General features: G+C 53.3%; 22 protein-coding genes. 12 read left to right on the top strand and 10 right to left on the bottom strand.

Annotated features, from left to right (window positions below):
• Positions 1-14: 14 nt before the first annotated feature.
• Together PMI41_RS24345 and PMI41_RS16860 are read left to right on the top strand one after the other, a co-directional pair.
• Positions 15-476, top strand: coding sequence for a DUF5330 domain-containing protein (locus PMI41_RS24345; RefSeq protein ID WP_008126826.1), 462 nt, complete (start codon positions 15-17; stop codon positions 474-476).
• A gap of 70 nt (positions 477-546) precedes the next feature.
• A complete protein-coding gene (locus PMI41_RS16860; protein ID WP_008126823.1) occupies positions 547-987 on the top strand; it encodes a SufE family protein in 441 nt (146 codons plus the stop codon).
• Here the strand turns inward: PMI41_RS16860 and PMI41_RS16855 are convergent.
• From PMI41_RS16855 to PMI41_RS16840, 4 genes are all read right to left on the bottom strand, one after another.
• Positions 984-1,403: a type II toxin-antitoxin system VapC family toxin gene (locus tag PMI41_RS16855; protein ID WP_008126821.1), complete on the bottom strand. Its 420-nt coding sequence runs from the start codon at positions 1,401-1,403 to the stop codon at positions 984-986. The two genes, PMI41_RS16860 and PMI41_RS16855, sit on opposite strands and share 4 nt — an antisense overlap.
• Positions 1,403-1,645: a type II toxin-antitoxin system VapB family antitoxin gene (locus PMI41_RS16850; RefSeq protein WP_008126820.1), complete on the bottom strand. Its 243-nt coding sequence runs from the start codon at positions 1,643-1,645 to the stop codon at positions 1,403-1,405. Before PMI41_RS16850 ends, PMI41_RS16855 begins: the two co-directional genes overlap by 1 nt.
• Positions 1,646-1,714: 69 nt before the next feature.
• Positions 1,715-2,515, bottom strand: coding sequence for a DUF6456 domain-containing protein (locus tag PMI41_RS16845; protein ID WP_008126818.1), 801 nt, complete (start codon positions 2,513-2,515; stop codon positions 1,715-1,717).
• Positions 2,512-2,964: a helix-turn-helix domain-containing protein gene (locus tag PMI41_RS16840; RefSeq protein WP_008126817.1), complete on the bottom strand. Its 453-nt coding sequence runs from the start codon at positions 2,962-2,964 to the stop codon at positions 2,512-2,514. The genes PMI41_RS16845 and PMI41_RS16840 overlap by 4 nt, the downstream gene beginning before the upstream one ends.
• Positions 2,965-3,159: 195 nt before the next feature.
• Here PMI41_RS16840 and PMI41_RS16835 point away from each other — a divergent pair, with 195 nt between their 5' ends.
• Positions 3,160-3,459, top strand: coding sequence for a hypothetical protein (locus PMI41_RS16835; RefSeq protein ID WP_008126816.1), 300 nt, complete (start codon positions 3,160-3,162; stop codon positions 3,457-3,459).
• Positions 3,460-3,609: 150 nt separating this feature from the next.
• Here the strand turns inward: PMI41_RS16835 and PMI41_RS16830 are convergent, their stop codons facing one another.
• The gene (locus tag PMI41_RS16830) at positions 3,610-4,047 is read right to left on the bottom strand and encodes a MucR family transcriptional regulator (RefSeq protein WP_008126815.1); all 438 of its coding nucleotides are present in this window, start codon (positions 4,045-4,047) and stop codon (positions 3,610-3,612) included.
• Positions 4,048-4,440: 393 nt separating this feature from the next.
• Here PMI41_RS16830 and msrB point away from each other — a divergent pair, with 393 nt between their 5' ends.
• The 9 genes from msrB (at position 4,441) to PMI41_RS16785 (ending at position 12,185) form a co-directional block, all read left to right on the top strand.
• The gene (msrB, locus tag PMI41_RS16825; protein WP_008126812.1) at positions 4,441-4,845 is read left to right on the top strand and encodes a peptide-methionine (R)-S-oxide reductase MsrB; all 405 of its coding nucleotides are present in this window, start codon (positions 4,441-4,443) and stop codon (positions 4,843-4,845) included.
• A 152-nt stretch (positions 4,846-4,997) separates the two neighbouring features.
• Entirely contained in the window at positions 4,998-7,094 is a 2,097-nt protein-coding gene (locus tag PMI41_RS16820) for a S9 family peptidase (protein ID WP_040855600.1), read from the top strand.
• A gap of 108 nt (positions 7,095-7,202) precedes the next feature.
• On the top strand, positions 7,203-7,835 hold the full coding sequence (locus PMI41_RS16815) for a GntR family transcriptional regulator (RefSeq protein ID WP_008126808.1): 633 nt from the start codon (positions 7,203-7,205) through the stop codon (positions 7,833-7,835).
• A 221-nt stretch (positions 7,836-8,056) separates the two neighbouring features.
• Positions 8,057-8,635: a biotin transporter BioY gene (locus PMI41_RS16810; protein ID WP_008126807.1), complete on the top strand. Its 579-nt coding sequence runs from the start codon at positions 8,057-8,059 to the stop codon at positions 8,633-8,635.
• Entirely contained in the window at positions 8,632-9,660 is a 1,029-nt protein-coding gene (gene bioB, locus PMI41_RS16805; protein ID WP_008126804.1) for a biotin synthase BioB, read from the top strand. The genes PMI41_RS16810 and bioB overlap by 4 nt, the downstream gene beginning before the upstream one ends.
• A gap of 30 nt (positions 9,661-9,690) precedes the next feature.
• Positions 9,691-10,599: an AraC family transcriptional regulator gene (locus PMI41_RS16800; RefSeq protein WP_008126802.1), complete on the top strand. Its 909-nt coding sequence runs from the start codon at positions 9,691-9,693 to the stop codon at positions 10,597-10,599.
• A gap of 111 nt (positions 10,600-10,710) precedes the next feature.
• Positions 10,711-10,998, top strand: coding sequence for an antibiotic biosynthesis monooxygenase family protein (locus PMI41_RS16795; RefSeq protein ID WP_008126800.1), 288 nt, complete (start codon positions 10,711-10,713; stop codon positions 10,996-10,998).
• 66 nt (positions 10,999-11,064) lie between these two features.
• A complete protein-coding gene (locus tag PMI41_RS16790) occupies positions 11,065-11,697 on the top strand; it encodes a LysE family translocator (protein ID WP_008126798.1) in 633 nt (210 codons plus the stop codon).
• Between the two features lie 149 nt (positions 11,698-11,846).
• Positions 11,847-12,185: a hypothetical protein gene (locus PMI41_RS16785; RefSeq protein ID WP_008126796.1), complete on the top strand. Its 339-nt coding sequence runs from the start codon at positions 11,847-11,849 to the stop codon at positions 12,183-12,185.
• Here the strand turns inward: PMI41_RS16785 and PMI41_RS16780 are convergent, their stop codons facing one another.
• The 5 genes from PMI41_RS16780 to PMI41_RS24800 all read right to left on the bottom strand — a co-directional run.
• Complete coding sequence (locus tag PMI41_RS16780; RefSeq protein WP_008126794.1) at positions 12,186-13,160, bottom strand: aliphatic sulfonate ABC transporter substrate-binding protein; 975 nt, start codon at positions 13,158-13,160, stop codon at positions 12,186-12,188.
• A 185-nt stretch (positions 13,161-13,345) separates the two neighbouring features.
• A complete protein-coding gene (locus tag PMI41_RS16775; protein WP_008126790.1) occupies positions 13,346-13,651 on the bottom strand; it encodes a hypothetical protein in 306 nt (101 codons plus the stop codon).
• Positions 13,652-13,758: 107 nt separating this feature from the next.
• Positions 13,759-14,247: a hypothetical protein gene (locus tag PMI41_RS24340; RefSeq protein WP_008126789.1), complete on the bottom strand. Its 489-nt coding sequence runs from the start codon at positions 14,245-14,247 to the stop codon at positions 13,759-13,761.
• Positions 14,248-14,285: 38 nt separating this feature from the next.
• A complete protein-coding gene (locus PMI41_RS16765) occupies positions 14,286-15,212 on the bottom strand; it encodes a cytochrome c (RefSeq protein WP_008126788.1) in 927 nt (308 codons plus the stop codon).
• Between the two features lie 7 nt (positions 15,213-15,219).
• Positions 15,220-15,333 (bottom strand): cytochrome c (locus PMI41_RS24800; protein WP_162130128.1); only part of this gene is annotated, 114 nt, incomplete at its 5' end.

Genomic DNA, 15,333 nt, shown 5'->3' with positions numbered 1-15,333 from the left:
CAAAGGGTTGGGCCATGTTCTTTTTGATCAGATTTGCGATCAAGTTCTGCTTCTGGATGACAGTCGTATCCATTTTCATGCCTTCGCTGTCCGATGAAAAAGGCGGCCCCAGCCCGATTGAAGCATTGATCGCTGCGCAGGATACAATCAGCGACCTCTCGGATTTTTGCACGCGCAAGCCCCAAGCTTGTGAAACCGGCAAGGCCGCCTTTGCCAATGCCGGGGCACGCGCTGGTGAAGCGGCAAAGGTCGGGTATGAATATATTGATTCCCAGCTCAGCAAAAAATCTGATGACCCCGATTCAATAATTGCCAGAGCGCATGCAGATGCCTCAGATACAGGCGAGACCGAAGCAATAAAAGCCAAGCTGCGTGAAATGGCTTTGCGCGAGATCATAAATGCTGTGGCGCGCGAGCGTGAGGAAACAGGCAGGGTCGATACCAAGGCCCACACGGGCTCAGTTACAAAGAACTGAGATGTGATCCATAAAAACGGTGACGTTTGCAGCTCGGAGCATTATATGTGCCCCGAACAGGACGGTATGCATGGCACAGACTATTGACGACATCATTGGCGATTTCGACTTTATCGATGATTGGGAAGAGCGCTATCGCTACGTCATTGATCTTGGGCGTGACCTGAAACCCTACCCGGAGTCGGCCCGCGATGCGGCGCACAAGGTCAATGGCTGTGTCAGTCAGGTTTGGTTGAAAAGCACGCTTTCAGCAGGGCCGGACCCCGTCATTGAATTTGTCGGTGACAGCGACGCGCATATTGTTCGCGGACTGGTCGCCCTCATGATGGCGCTCTATTCGGGCAAGAAAGCTTCTGAAATTCTCGCCGTCGATCCGGAAGCTGTCCTGAAAAAACTTGGCCTCAATGAAAACCTGACCCCGCAACGCTCGAATGGCCTTCGCGCCATGGTGGGCCGTATCCGCCGTGAAGCCGAAGAAGCGCTCGGCAAGACAGATGCAACGCAGCATTAAGCCAAATCCGTAAGCGCGAAATCGCTGCCTTTGTAACAAAGCGCCAACCGCTTTTCTTTCGCGCAGGCATAGGCGAAGCAATCCCCGAAATTGAGATCTGCGGGGTGGCCAACGGCTTTTCCGTAGAGTGCGCTGGCTTCCAAAGCACTGTCACCTATTTCCGAAGATATCGCGATTTCTTCGGCGCCGATAACTTCCAACAATAGTTCAACGGCAGCTTTGGCCTGGCGTAACAAATCCGGTGTCGGTTTTGAGTTGGCTCCTGATCTGGCGCGAGCAAAGGATAGCACAGCTTCAAATTTTACCAGCGGCGAGATGAAGAACGGGCCTTGCGACGATCCAATCAACTTTTCGAGCTCTTCAAATCCCGGCTCTCTGCAAAGAATGGCGACGAGTACTGCAGCGTCAATGAACATCAACGCTCCCATATCTCGTCAGTATAGGTTTTCATATCGAAATCGGAACTGGCTTCGCCAATCTTATCGGCGAAAGCATGGACTTGAACAAACCTGTTGCTCGCGGGCATGGACTTTCGCACCAGCATCAGTTCGTGCTGCAATGCCTTGCGTAAAACCTCTGTCTTGGCTTTAGCCTTGGTGATTTGTTGTATTTCGTTGTTGAGGGCCGCGATTTCGTCGTCCCGTACATAGAGAGGCATACAGATATCTCTTTTGAATATCTGTATGCTTCATTTGTATATCTCGTCCAATACGACATTAGTTGGAGGTCACATCGTAGGCCTGTAATCTGCCGTACCCCAATGGATAATGCTTGATCCACGGCGCGCCGGTGCTGGCGGGTTATAATGCCTGTCGAGCATTGCCAGCGCAGTCTTCAAGATCAGTTTCGCCGAGCGTACAGGCCATTGCCGCTCGCGCTCGACCATCTCCAGACCTTTAAGGAAGCAGCAAATATCAATAAGAACTCCCGAAAGCTCCGGCCCAACCGCATTGAGCGCACGCTCCACGCGCTGCCGCGCCGCCAAGGCAGCGTCTGTAATTTCCAGCACACCATTGGCATGTGAGCCGCTGCCTGTCGCATTCCAGTTCACACCAGTCGAAGGCATCAGATTGCCAAGCGTGAAGTCTTGGCGCAACTGCTCGCCCGCCATGAACGCCACCTCGCTTATTAAAGGGCGGCCCGCCGCATCCTTGCGCTTGCGCAAGTTTGAGAGTGGGGACTCCGCTTCATTTGCGCGCACTTTACTTGGTCCGTTTTCGTCATGCACCAGCACGAAGCCGTCACGCCGATGCTGGCCAGCGAAAGCGTCAACACCAGCTTCCTGCCGCCGGAGCCATGCCCTGCCAGCATCCGTGATGCTCAATTCCGCTTTGCTGCAGGCCAATAACCCCACCCTTTTGGCATGAATAATGACAATGCCTTTTGCAGATGTAACTCCATGGGCCGCGCTTTCCAGAGCCATTTTGCCGGGCGTTGCTGTTTCAACGAGCTGCGCCGGCCCCTTGGCCAGAAACCGCAAAAGGCGCGCAAGCATGGCATTGTCTATCGGGGGCATGGCAATACTCATCGGCGTACCCTCCCGCTGTTCGCGAATGCTGCCCTGACAATCGTTTCAACCGTTTGGACTATGCGATCAAAATCCTGATCTTCCCGCATGTCTTCAATAAGATGACATGCATGGGCGACTGTGCTTCGATCCCGTCCGAAGGCGCGCCCGACTTCTGTCATCGACATGCCGAGCGTCACGTGCACCACATACATGCCAATCTGACGAACCCGCGCGATAGACCGCTCGCAGCGCGAATCCGATCGCAGTTCCCTGCCGGAAATATTGAAGAAAGCTGACAATATATCCAGAACGTGGTCGCATGTACGGAAAGGCCGCTCATCGAGAGTTTCGGTTCCCGGAGCAACCACGAGCACTGGCTTTGCCTTGTCCCGGCGCGGACGCAACGCGGCGATCATTGCACGCGCATCTGCTGCTGATTTTATCGTGCGGTTGAAATTCGGAACCATACTCCACTCCACTCTCTAGTAGGAATATCTTCTTATAAACCTCCTATCAAGAACGTGGATAAGTTTTTGCCCGCATTAAATATAAACCGTTGCATATATTATATAATAAATTTTTCTACCGCATGACACTAGGTCTTTTATCCTACACATCTGCCTATCACCGATAATACCGGCAACCATAAAGGGAGTAGCCGGATGTCGATGAATGAATGGAAAAAGGAGCGTGGCGCGTTTCTGGCAGCAAAGAGCGTGCGAGAGGGAGAGGCAAGACAGCGTTTGGCCTTACAGATATTTTGTAATGTTGATCTGGATGAACTGCTTGTTCAGGACGAAGCAAGCCGGATACATATGTGCCGTCGCTTGACGCGTCTTATGGAGCGCGAACGGCTAAAGGGCACCAATGGTCATTGGAGCTATGACCTTAATCGCCATATCGGCCTGAAACAGGCATTGGACGCACTTCTGGCCCGCGCAAAGCCGAGGCGGGTGATATAAACAAAACGGCGCCAGTGGCGCCGTCATGTTACAGTAGGGAAAGAGCAGATCGGCCTTCCCGCATTCATTCATTGCCAAACCATACAGACATACAGTCAGCTCTGGCTCCCGCAGGAATTGAATTCAAACGGCTATCGACCGATAGCAGCCTTAAGCTGCCTTTTTGCGCTTGCGGCCAAGGCCCATGTTCTTGGCAAGGCGCGAACGGGCTGCTGCATAGTTTGGTGCAACCATCGGATAGGAAGGATCCAGATCCCACTTCTCGCGATACTGTTCCGGCGTCAGGCTATAATGCGTCATAAGATGACGCTTGAGTGACTTAAACTTCTTACCGTCTTCAAGGCAGACAATATAGTCGTCCGCGACAGACTTCTTCGGGTTGATTGCTGGTTTCGGTTTCTCCTGAACAGCAACAACTGTCTCAGTACCGCCATTAACGCGGCCGAGAGCTGAGTGTACGTCAGCGATGAGCGTCGGCAGATCGCCGGCCGGTACAGAATTGTTGCTGACATAGGCAGCAACCAATTCAGCCGTGAGCTCAAGCAGAACGTCGCTGGCTGTGGAGTTTGAATTGTCGAATGTGGTCATTAAAGTCCAATTCCTTCGTCTAATTTGAAATATCGGGAGGGAGTTAAAAAACACCAATATAAAGCTCTTAAGGCGCTTGGTTCCGCGACGCCTTTGGCGACTCTCTTTTTCGGATTTTGCTGAATTTGTCAAATCAATACTTCATTTACAAAAGAAATATTTCAAATGAAGCCAAATTCAGAGATTAACCGCCAATCGCACTAAGAAGCCACAATAACGCCACTCAGCGAATGCATTCGTCAACCAAGACGAGCATCCGAGAATTCGATCCATACCACTAAGACAAAAAATGGCAAAAATGAGGAATATAACGTTTCACCCAAAGCATTCTATAATAACGGATGTTGTCGAGAGCAGTGTTCATGCCTACATTTGCACTGAAAGGAACAAAAAATGAATACAAAAACATTCAAAGTGGTAAAAACCGATGCAGAGTGGCGGGAGCAATTAACACCGGAACAGTATCAAATCACGCGAAACCATGGAACGGAGCGTGCTTTCTCAAGCCCCAACTTCGACAGTAAACTCAAAGGTGTTTACAAGTGCGTTTGCTGTGATCGTCCGCTTTACAAATCAGAAGCAAAGTATGAGTCCGGTACAGGTTGGCCAAGTTTTACAAATCCCATCGAACCTGATGCAGTGACTGCTGTTGAAGACCGGTCCTATGGAATGGTCCGCACTGAGATCAAATGCTCTGATTGCGACGCCCATCTTGGTCATGTATTTCCCGACGGCCCACCTCCAACCGGCCTGCGTTACTGTATGAATGGAAACGCTCTGGTCTTCGACGCGGCTTGACCTTCATTCCGCTACAACGAAAGCTGCATTGACGCGATAGAATCTTGTATGAAATCTCTGCTGCAGCCCGGCAACGAATCTGCCGGGCGCAAAAGGGATTTCCCTTCTCCATTCCGGCCCGCCATCAAATTTGAAAGTCTTCCATGACTAATTTGCCACGTTTCGTCGCCCAACCTGCTCCAAAATCTGAAAAAAAGCCTGTTTCCGATACCCGCCACGGCATAACACGCGTCGATAATTACGCCTGGATGCGCGCAGAAAACTGGCAGGATGTCTTCCGCGACCCGTCAACCCTTGACCCGGCCATCCGCGGCCAACTGGATGCGGAAAATGCCTACCAGTCAGCACTCATGGCTGACACTAAAGAGCTGCAGGCCAAGCTATTCGAGGAAATGAAGGGGCGCATCAAGGAGGACGATTCATCCGTACCGTCCAAGGATGGCCCTTATGCCTATGGCACTTCATTCAAGACAGGCGGCCAGCATCCACGTTTTTTTCGTACGCCACGTGAAGGCGGCGAACAGACAATGCTGCTCGATGGTGACCTTGAAGGAGATGGCAAAGCCTATTTCAGCCTGGGTTCGGCGGATCACTCCCCGGATCATGCCAAGATGATCTGGGGTTTTGATGATAAGGGTTCCGAATATTACACGCTAAAGGTGCGTGACCTCGCGACGTTAAAGGACAACGCAGAAACTGTCAGCGACACATCCGGCGGCGGCGTCTGGAATGCCCGGTCCGATGGCTTTTATTATACGCGCGTCGATGCCAACCACCGCCCTTCCCGCCTGTTCTATCACAAGCTTGGAACACCGGAGAGCGAAGACCGCCTGATCCACGAAGAAAAGGACCCCGGTTTCTTTCTCGGCGTCGGCGGCAGTTCGCTGGATGACTTCGTTTTCATCGATATTCACGATCATGAGACCTCCGAGGTCTGGCTGGTTCCGGCAAATGATGACTCCGTTGAACCCAAGCTTGTGGCGGCGCGGCAACCAGGGGTTGAGTATAGCCTCACTGAGGGCGGCGATGTTTTTTTCATTCTCACCAATGCCGATGGTGCCAAGGACTTCAAGATCATGAGTGTGCCGGTGGCAACGCCGGAGAAAGCCAATTGGAAAGAAGTCGTCGCCCATAAGGCAGGGCGTCTTTTGCTTGGCCATTCAGCCTATAAGGGCCATCTGGTCTGGCTTGAGCGTGAAAACAGCCTGCCCCGCATTGTTATTCGTGATCGCCAGACCGGCGAAGAACATGCCATAGCCTTCGATGAAGAAGCCTTTTCTCTCGGCCTTTCAGGCAGCCCCGAATATGACACGGATATTATCCGCTTTTCCTATTCATCGATGACCACGCCAACGCAGCTTTATGATTACAATATGCGGACGCGAGAACGCACATTGCTCAAAACTCAGGAAGTGCCGTCCGGCCACAATCCGGATGACTATGTTACCCGCCGCCTGCTTGCGCCGGCGCATGATGGCGAAACTGTTCCGGTGTCGATTGTCTATCACAAGGATACCAAACTGGATGGGTCTGCGCCTGCCCTGCTTTATGGCTACGGCTCATACGGTCATAGTATCCCGGCAAGCTTCAATACAAACTGCCTGTCACTGGCAGATCGTGGCTTCATCTATGCTATCGCCCACATTCGCGGCGGCAAGGACAAGGGCTATGACTGGTACGAAAACGGCAAGCGACTCAACAAGCTGAACACTTTCAAGGACTTCATTTCGGCTTCCGAACATCTGGTTGCCGAAGGCTTTACCAGTCACGACCGGATCATTGCTCAAGGCGGCTCTGCGGGTGGAATGCTGATGGGCGCAATTGTGAACATGGCGCCGGAAAATTTCGGCGGTATCATTGCGGAAGTACCTTTCGTCGATGTCATCAATACCATGCTTGATGATACACTGCCGCTCACACCGCCAGAATGGACGGAATGGGGCAATCCGATTACGTCAGCCACCGATTATTCCTACATGGCGTCCTATTCACCCTACGATAATGTGACTGCGCAGGCCTATCCACCAATCCTCGCCGTAGCGGGTCTTACGGACCCGCGCGTGACCTATTGGGAGCCCGCCAAATGGGTTGCCAAGCTTCGCGAAGTGAAGACGGATGATAATCCGATACTTTTCCGCATCAACATGGATGCGGGGCATGCGGGTGCTTCAGGGCGTTTTTCGCGGCTGGAAGAAGTTGCCTATACACAGGCCTATGCGCTGAAACTGGTGGGCAAGGCCGAAGTTTAGGGTCAAGACTTATGTTTCCAGTGGAGTTCTTTCCACTGGAACAAACTTATTGTGACGTTCGCCTGATTGCCGATGGACGGCAGGTCTCCTGCGAATTATCTATAAAATATGACGACCGCTAAAGACGACACACTCTCCGTGCGTATCAGCAGGGCACTTGCCGATCGCATTATCGCTGGAACGCTCCAACCTGGTGCCAGATTGGGGCAGGATCATATTGCCGAGGAGTTTGGCGCCAGCCACGTCCCAGTACGCGAAGCCTTCCGGCGTCTGGAAACACAGGGCCTTGTGGTAAGCGAACCACGCCGCGGCGTCAGAGTGGCAGGTATCAGCCTTGATGAGGTCAAGGAAGTTGCGGAAATGCGGGCGAGTCTCGAAGTGCTGGCTTTACAACATGCCGCGCCCCATTTGACCAAAGCCATATTGGAGCAAGCTGAAAACGCCACCCGAGCAGGTGACAAGGCTGGCGACGTGCAGGCCTGGGAGGATGCAAATAGAGCTTTTCATCGCATCATCCTCACCCCGTGCGGGATGCCCCGGCTATTGAAAGCCATTGACGATTTGCACACGACAAGCGCACGCTTTTTGTTTCTCGGCTGGAGAGCGGAGTGGGAAGCCCCGACTGATCGGGATCACCGGGCAATATTGGCGGCTTTGCGTGACGGACAAATAGAATTGGCATCCTCTGTACTTGCTCGGCACGTCCGGTTTAGCGGCCATAAATCACAGAAAACAAAATAATAGATATTTTTAAGTTTGGCGTGCAGCTGGTTGGAGCTGGCACTGAGCGCCTACCCATACATTTGTTTTTGTTGATATTATTCAGGTACCCCCTCTCCACTATCACAAAAAATCCCACGGTGATTTGATTTCAAATTCACAAGTTCTTGCCTTGCTCGCATTTATGTGAAAGTTTTAGCGATAGATTCTATAAATTATCTATAATTTACATGAGGAAGATGATGGCGCACATCCCCGAAGGTTCAATTCTCGAAAGCAGCATTATTCCGTCAAGGCGAACAGTTCTTCTCGTCATCGCGGGTGCAGCAGTCATGACACTGGCAGCGAAGACGCAAATACCGTTCTGGCCCGTGCCGATGACGCTTCACACACTTGCCGTCATGGCATTTGCGATTGCTTTCGGACCGCGCATCGCCGTTTCGATATTTGCGGCTTACCTCGCGGCAGGGGCAACAGGTCTTCCGGTGTTTTCCGGATCACCAGAGCGCGGCGTTGGACTTGCCTATATGGTTGGTCCAACAGGCGGCTATCTGCTGGGCTATCTTATCGCCTCATGGCTGGTCGGTGTAATGGCATATGGCAAAGGTGCTCCCGGACGCATAGGCGCGATGCTTACAGGTCTGACCCTGATCTACGCACTTGGCATTGCCTGGCTGGCTGTTTACGTGCCTGCCGGAAAACTGCTTGCCATGGGCGTATTGCCGTTCGTGCCCGGCGATCTGGCGAAAATCGGTATCGTTGCAGTTGGAAGCTCCTTGGCTGGCGCATCGCTCAAGCGGTTTCGGGATAAACGCCAATGACGTTCGCAGATGGAATTATTCGCTCCGACTGGACCATCGCCGAAATCGTTGACCTGCATAATCTGCCACTTCTGGAATTGGTGGGACGAGCCAACGCAGTGCATCGGCAGTATCACGATCCGAACAAGGTCCAGAAGGCCAGCCTTCTCTCCATCAAGACCGGCGGCTGTCCGGAAAACTGTGCCTATTGCCCGCAGTCGGCGCATCATCGCGAAGTTGATCTGACGCGTGACAGACTCATGCAGCCTGATAGCGTGGTTGCAATGGCTGCAACTGCAAGGGCAGCAGGTGCCGAACGCTTTTGCATGGGTGCGGCGTGGCGGCAGGTCCGGGATGGAAAGGAATTTGATGCGGTTATCGAAATGGTCAAAGGCGTCCGAGCACTGGGCATGGAGGCCTGCGTAACACTTGGAATGCTGAAGCCACATCAGGCCGAGCGCCTGGCAGTCGCTGGTCTCACGGCCTATAATCACAATCTCGATACCAGCCCGGAATTCTATAACCACATCATCACCACCCGTACCTATGAGGAAAGATTGGACACGCTGGCAACGGTGCGGTCTTTCGGCATTGATGTTTGCAGCGGGGGCATCATCGGTATGGGAGAAACCATTCGTGACCGGGCCTCAATGCTGCAGGTTCTGGCGGCAATTGATCCACATCCTGAAAGCGTGCCGATCAACGCGCTTGTCCCCGTCGCAGGAACCCCTCTGGCAAATCGGCCATTGATTGACCCGTTTGAACTGGTGCGCATGGTGGCAACTGCCCGCCTTGTCATGCCTGCCTCGACTGTGCGGCTTTCGGCTGGCCGCTCCAATCTAAATCGGGAAGCGCAAATATTGTGCCTTGTGGCGGGCGCTAACTCGCTTTTCTACGGCGATACATTGTTGACGACACCCAATGCGGGCATAGGCGAAGATGCCGGGTTGTTCGAAACGATTGGCCCGATCGACGATGATGGTTTCGGGACCGGTACGCCTGACCGTAATTCAGGCTTGTATGAGGACAGACTTCAGGCAACATAAGTCGCACTGAAACCTGCCTCAGGAATCGCTTTGACCGACGCCATTACCCATTTGGCACAGCATATAAAGACCCTCGCGACCGCTCCCGGGCGGATCGCGACGGCATTGCCTGATGTCTGGCTGTTTCGGGCCGATGCACCGCTTGCCTATGCGCGTGGTTATTCTTCGATGTTGAATGTTGCGGTGGCCATCTCGGGACGCAAAACAGTGCGCACCGGCAATTACACGCAAATCAATGATCGGGAGCATTTTCTGGTCATGCTTGGTAACAGACATTATGAGGCAGATGTCGAAGCCAGCCCGATCAAACCTTATATTGCCCTCAAATTCCAGCTGCCACCTGATCTGCTCGGGCGTACGCTTATGGAATTGGCCGAGTTTGACACTACAAGGCAGAGCAAGGCCCTGCCCGCTCCCGCTGCCTTTGTCGGAAAGCTCGACACCGCGCTGGCTGATCCCCTGCTGCGATTGCTGACCAGTCTGGATGATCCTGCGGAGCGCCGTCTCATCGCTCCGCTCTGCCTGCGTGAACTCGCATTCCGCCTGCTGCGTTCAGACGCTGCCAGCGTTCTACGGTCATCGATCACCCGCGAGCATTTGCAGATACTCAAGGCCATGCGCTTCATTGAGGAAAACATCACGCAGCCATTGAACGTCTCTGAAATAGCCCGGTCCGTGGCTATGAGTCCCTCGCATTTTGCCCATCGCTTCAGCGAATTTGCGAGCGTGACGCCCATGCAATATGCCAAGCTTATCCGGCTGGAAAAGGCCCGCCTGCTTCTCATCGATGACAATGTGGCGGTCAACATTGCGGCAGAACATTCCGGCTATGCCAGTGCATCGCACTTCTCCCGGGACTTTCGCAAGCAGTTCGGCATCAGCCCGAACAGATATGCGAAGGCATTTGATGGCGCTTCCAGCCTCGCGCTTGACGCCTGATCACAAGATCGCAGGATCAGGCATGTTTCCCGCAGTTTCCGGTATGGGCTGTCCGGGTTAAGTCAGACTATTTGCTTGCCTCCAGGCACAATGCCTCAAATGGAGCAGAGCATGACAATCACCCTCATTATTCAGTTTCAGGTTAAACCGGAAAAGCTCGCAGAATTTTCGGCTATCCTTGCCACGGTAAAGAATGAACTTCCCGGAAAAGGCGGCTGCAAGGCAATGCGCGTGCTGCAAGGCGCCGACGATCCTCACGCAATCACGCTGGTGGAGGAATGGGCGTCCAGAGCTTTGCACCACTCCCATTTCGAAGCGATTGTCGCCTCCGGCGACTGGAACCATATCCAGACACATCTCGCGGCAGCCCCGGTAAGTCAGTATTATAACGAACTCTGATATCAATCTTGCCATTCGGGCGAATCCTGATAATCAGAAATTCCGGTTCAATCGAAGGAAAACGATATGCCGGATCTCTCAACAATCATGATTTTCGCCTTTGCTGCCATCGTGCTAACGGCAACACCGGGTCCAGATATGTTGCTCATCGCGTCCCGTAGCGTCAGTCAGGGCCGCGCTGCGGGGTTCCTTACCTATGCGGGAATCGCAGCCGGAACCTATTGCCACGCGCTGGCTGCAGCGCTTGGCCTCTCCCAGCTTTTTCTTGCCGTGCCCATCGCCTACGAGATCATCCGCTGGGCCGGTTGCGCCTATCTGCTTTATCTCGCATGGAAAACAATTCGTTCGGAAAGCACGAGCTTTTCAACTGCGACAAGCCTCAGGAAGCTTTCATCCAGACGCATTTTTGGCGAAGGGCTCGCGACCAATCTGCTTAATCCAAAAATGGCATTATTCGTCCTGGCCCTGTTTCCGCAATTCATCCAGCCAAATGCAGGCTCGCTGATCGCGCAGATGCTGATTCTCGCGACAGTGCTCAATGGCGTCGGGTTTATCGTCAATGGTGCTGTGATCCTGTTAAGCAGCCATATACGAACCCGCATGACCGGCCTTGGTAGATTTAAAAAGCTGCCGCAATATTTGCTGGCCACCGTATTTGCAGGACTTGCCTGTCGCCTCGCTCTGGGTAGTCGAAACTAAACCGACATTTTGCACGTATAATAAATGAGGCTACGGTCATGAGAATTGGCCCCAGTCTTGCCGCGAATGGTTATTACTTTTGCAACATGACCGCCGCGTGATCGTTTGAAGCCATAACAGGCTGATTGGTCCCGCATAGGAGAAATAGAATGAAGCGCATTACTCCGATTTTGGTGTTTGGTCTGGCAGTCTTACTGCAACCTTCACTCCTATCTGCAGATATTTCGCAGGCGCAGGCTGCCGTTCGCAAGAATGTCAGCGAATATGCAGGCGAGCGATGCAACGCGCCGCCCGTCGGGTCTGGAATTGTCTTTGGCCGGTATAGCGGTACCACCGACAATCCCATGATTTCCTTTGGCGATGATCAAACGACAGTTTCATTCCAGCGTTGCTTCGGATCGATGGATGAGTGTCAGGGCTGGCTCTATACAATGCGTAGCAAATATACCGATGGAAACTCGGTACTGATCGGCTGCAAGCGGCGTTAATCAACCCGCCTTGGGTAACCCTTTCCAGACGATCTCGCTGACATTGAGCTTTTTCGGAACGATGTTGAGGTCATAGAACTCATCGGCAAGCGCCTGCTGATATTTTATGGCCTCTTCCGATATCGTCGTCACATCGCCAAGATCAGCGTCCTTACGCGTCAAAATGATGCGCTGAATATCTTCTGGAACACCTGTGATCTTGGATAGAGTTGCCACGGTCTCATCAAGATTGTCCTGCGCTGCGCGGCCAACGCTGGCAAGCTCATCAATAATTTCGTTCAACACGTCACCATGTTGCGTTGCGAACTCACCATTGCTCAGGAAGAAAGACCAGGATTCCACAATCCCGTCTGCCGTGGTCAATACCCGCGCATCAGGACGTTTCTCGGCGATGGCAAAATAAGGGTCCCAGATTGCCCAGGCATCGATCTTGCCAGCGGCAAATGCGGCAGCTGCATCGGATGGCGAAAGATCAATCGCCTCGACATCACTCACTTTCAGTCCTGCCGTGCGCAGCGCCTTTACAGTAAAGTTATGCACGCTAGATCCACGCTTGAAGGCGACGCGTTTCCCCTTGAGGTCCGCAATTGATCGGAATGGGGCATCCTTTGCTACCAATATGCCAGAACCCGAAGGCGAACCGCGATAGGTTCCGGCATAGACGAGATTGCCGCCCGCAGCCTGCGCAAAAAGTGGAGGCACATCGCCGGTTGGTCCGAAATCGATTGCACCAGCGCCAAGCGCTTCAAGCAGTGGCGGCCCGGAGGAAAATTCAGCCCATTTTATGTCGATGCCACGGGATTTAAGCCGCGCTTCCAGCGCGCCTTTTCCCTTTGCCAGCGCCAGAACACCATTTTTCTGCCAGCCAATGCGCAAAGTCTTCAGCGGTTGGGATTCTGCGTTGGCCGAAAACGGCAGGATTGCACTTCCGGCGGCAGCGCCCAACAGGGCAAGCGTTTGTCTGCGATTGAACATTTGCGGCATTCCTTTCCAGTGGCAATGACGCCGCAGAATTTGGGCGCTTCATGGAAAGCATCGCGTAAAGGTTGTAACCCGGCGAGTTCAGAACATGCGAATATCGCGCCATAGCGGGAAAAAATTCACAATTTTCAGCCAAACGGCGAAATATAACGCCGTGACCAGCGCGGTAACGATGAGCCTTAATAACAGCTAGGCGGGTCTTCCTGCACCACGGTCCAGGGCGTATTCGGCGGCAAAATTACCGATCTTACAAATGCAATCCGCCCGATGAACCTCGGCTCAACAGTGAAGCTGTCATTGCGTGTCTCGCTTTGTCCGGCAATGGTCAGCGTGTATCGTGTGGAACAGTTGTAGGAGCGATCTTCCGGATTGTCCGCAATAATCCAGAATCCCTTGTCGTTGGAATCCCAACGCAACAGCGGCGAAGACCATGCAGGTGATACGGCAGCCAGTAAAAAAACGCTGGCAATGATCCATTTTCCCATCACGCACCTCATGAAGCCTGAGCATCAGGGTGAGATTATCAGCTATCGTCCACAGGCAGCATCAACGATTCTTCACTAGCACGTAGAACGAAATCCTGTTTGTACCCTTACTCTGCACGTGAGGCGAGGCAAGGGTCGAGGACTATGTGAGTTTTATCCAGCATTCTCATACCACCGCGAATGAGAATACGTTCGCCTATCTTCATCCCGTTGCCCGAATATGTGATGCACATGACCTGCACACCGGGTTCAGAACATATGGCAAGATACCAAAGCGCTTCATCACTGTGAATGTAAGTAAGCGGCCCGGTAGCCCATAGGTCAATCCGGTCACCTGAAGGAACTTCAAGCCCGGCAATTGTTGCAGCAAGTCCTTCACAGGATACATTTTGTTTGGGCATTTCCTCCGGCCCAGCCAATCCCGGCCGGTCGGAAAGAGCGTTGCCCTGCGCCAGTGCCGGATACTTCAAGCCACTGAGCGATAAGAATATAGTACAGAAAATCTGGAGTTTTGCGGAAACCATTGCAGCGGCGGATACCTGTGTCGTGATCGAGTACCGCCAGTGGACGACATAAGCAGCCCGTACCGCAAGCAACTAATTCCAAGGTTTCTCATAAGAAAATCTATGGCAGATCACTGCGCGGCAGGATATCCGTTCGGATGTGCCGGGATTGCCTTCAGATAGGCGGCGATGGCATCGCGGTCTGACGCTTGCAGATGAGACATATTCTGCACCACATCGGCCATGGAACCGCCAAGAGAGTCGAAATCCGGTGTGAAACCGCTTTCCAGCGCGTAGGCAATATCCTGCGCGGACCAGGAGTCGATGCCGCCTTCACCGCCGGTAATATTCGGCACAACGCCCTTGCCTTCCGGCGCCTTCGCACCTGCCAGCCATAGCGTTTTATCGAGCCCGCCAATCGCATTGCGTGGGGTGTGGCATTCCCCGCAATGTCCCGGCCCCTCAACCAGATATTGGCCGCGCTTGACCGCCTCACTGGCATTGGCAATTTCGAGAACAGGTTGATCCGAAAGGTAAAGCCTCTTCCACAGGCCGATACCGCGACGAACCGTGAAAGGAAAGCTCAACTTGTGCGGCCCGGCGACGTTATCCGAAGGCGGCAGCGTGTTCATGAAGGCATGAAGATCGGCAATGTCCTGCATTTGCATGCGCGCATAGGACGTATAGGGAAACGCAGGGTAATAATGCCTGCCATCAGGCGAAACCCCGTGAGTCATCGCATTGGCAAAATCAGAGAGCGACCAGTCGGCAATCCCCTGTTTTGACGGAGAGATATTCGGCGTGACGAATGTGCCGAACGGCGTTACCAATTCCTCGCCGCCGCTCAGCACCAGTCGTGCATCGCCCGTTGCGCCCGGAGCGGCATGGCAGGAGGCACAGCCGCCCTGCCAGAATACAGCCTGCCCGCGCGTAACATCGCCCGGTGTAGTTGCCGCAATTTTTGCCTCATCAAGCCGGGTCGGTGCTGATATCAGCCAAAACCCTGCACCGCCGATAATCAGCAGGCTGAAGATAAGCTTGAGAAGCCGGCGCACCACCGGATGATCAGTTCTTCTTGACGCGGAAAGCCTGATGGCAAGTGCCGCAGTTCTGGCTTACCTGACTGAAGGCCGTCTTGAAGCTTTCAAGGTCTTTAGGGTCAGCGGCTACGGCAGCCGC

It is taken from the genome of Phyllobacterium sp. YR531 (assembly GCF_000282595.1).
In the GTDB taxonomy this organism is placed as follows: domain Bacteria; phylum Pseudomonadota; class Alphaproteobacteria; order Rhizobiales; family Rhizobiaceae; genus Phyllobacterium.
The sequence above is the reverse complement of the archived record's forward strand: the minus strand, read 5'-3'. Positions and strand labels throughout refer to the sequence as shown.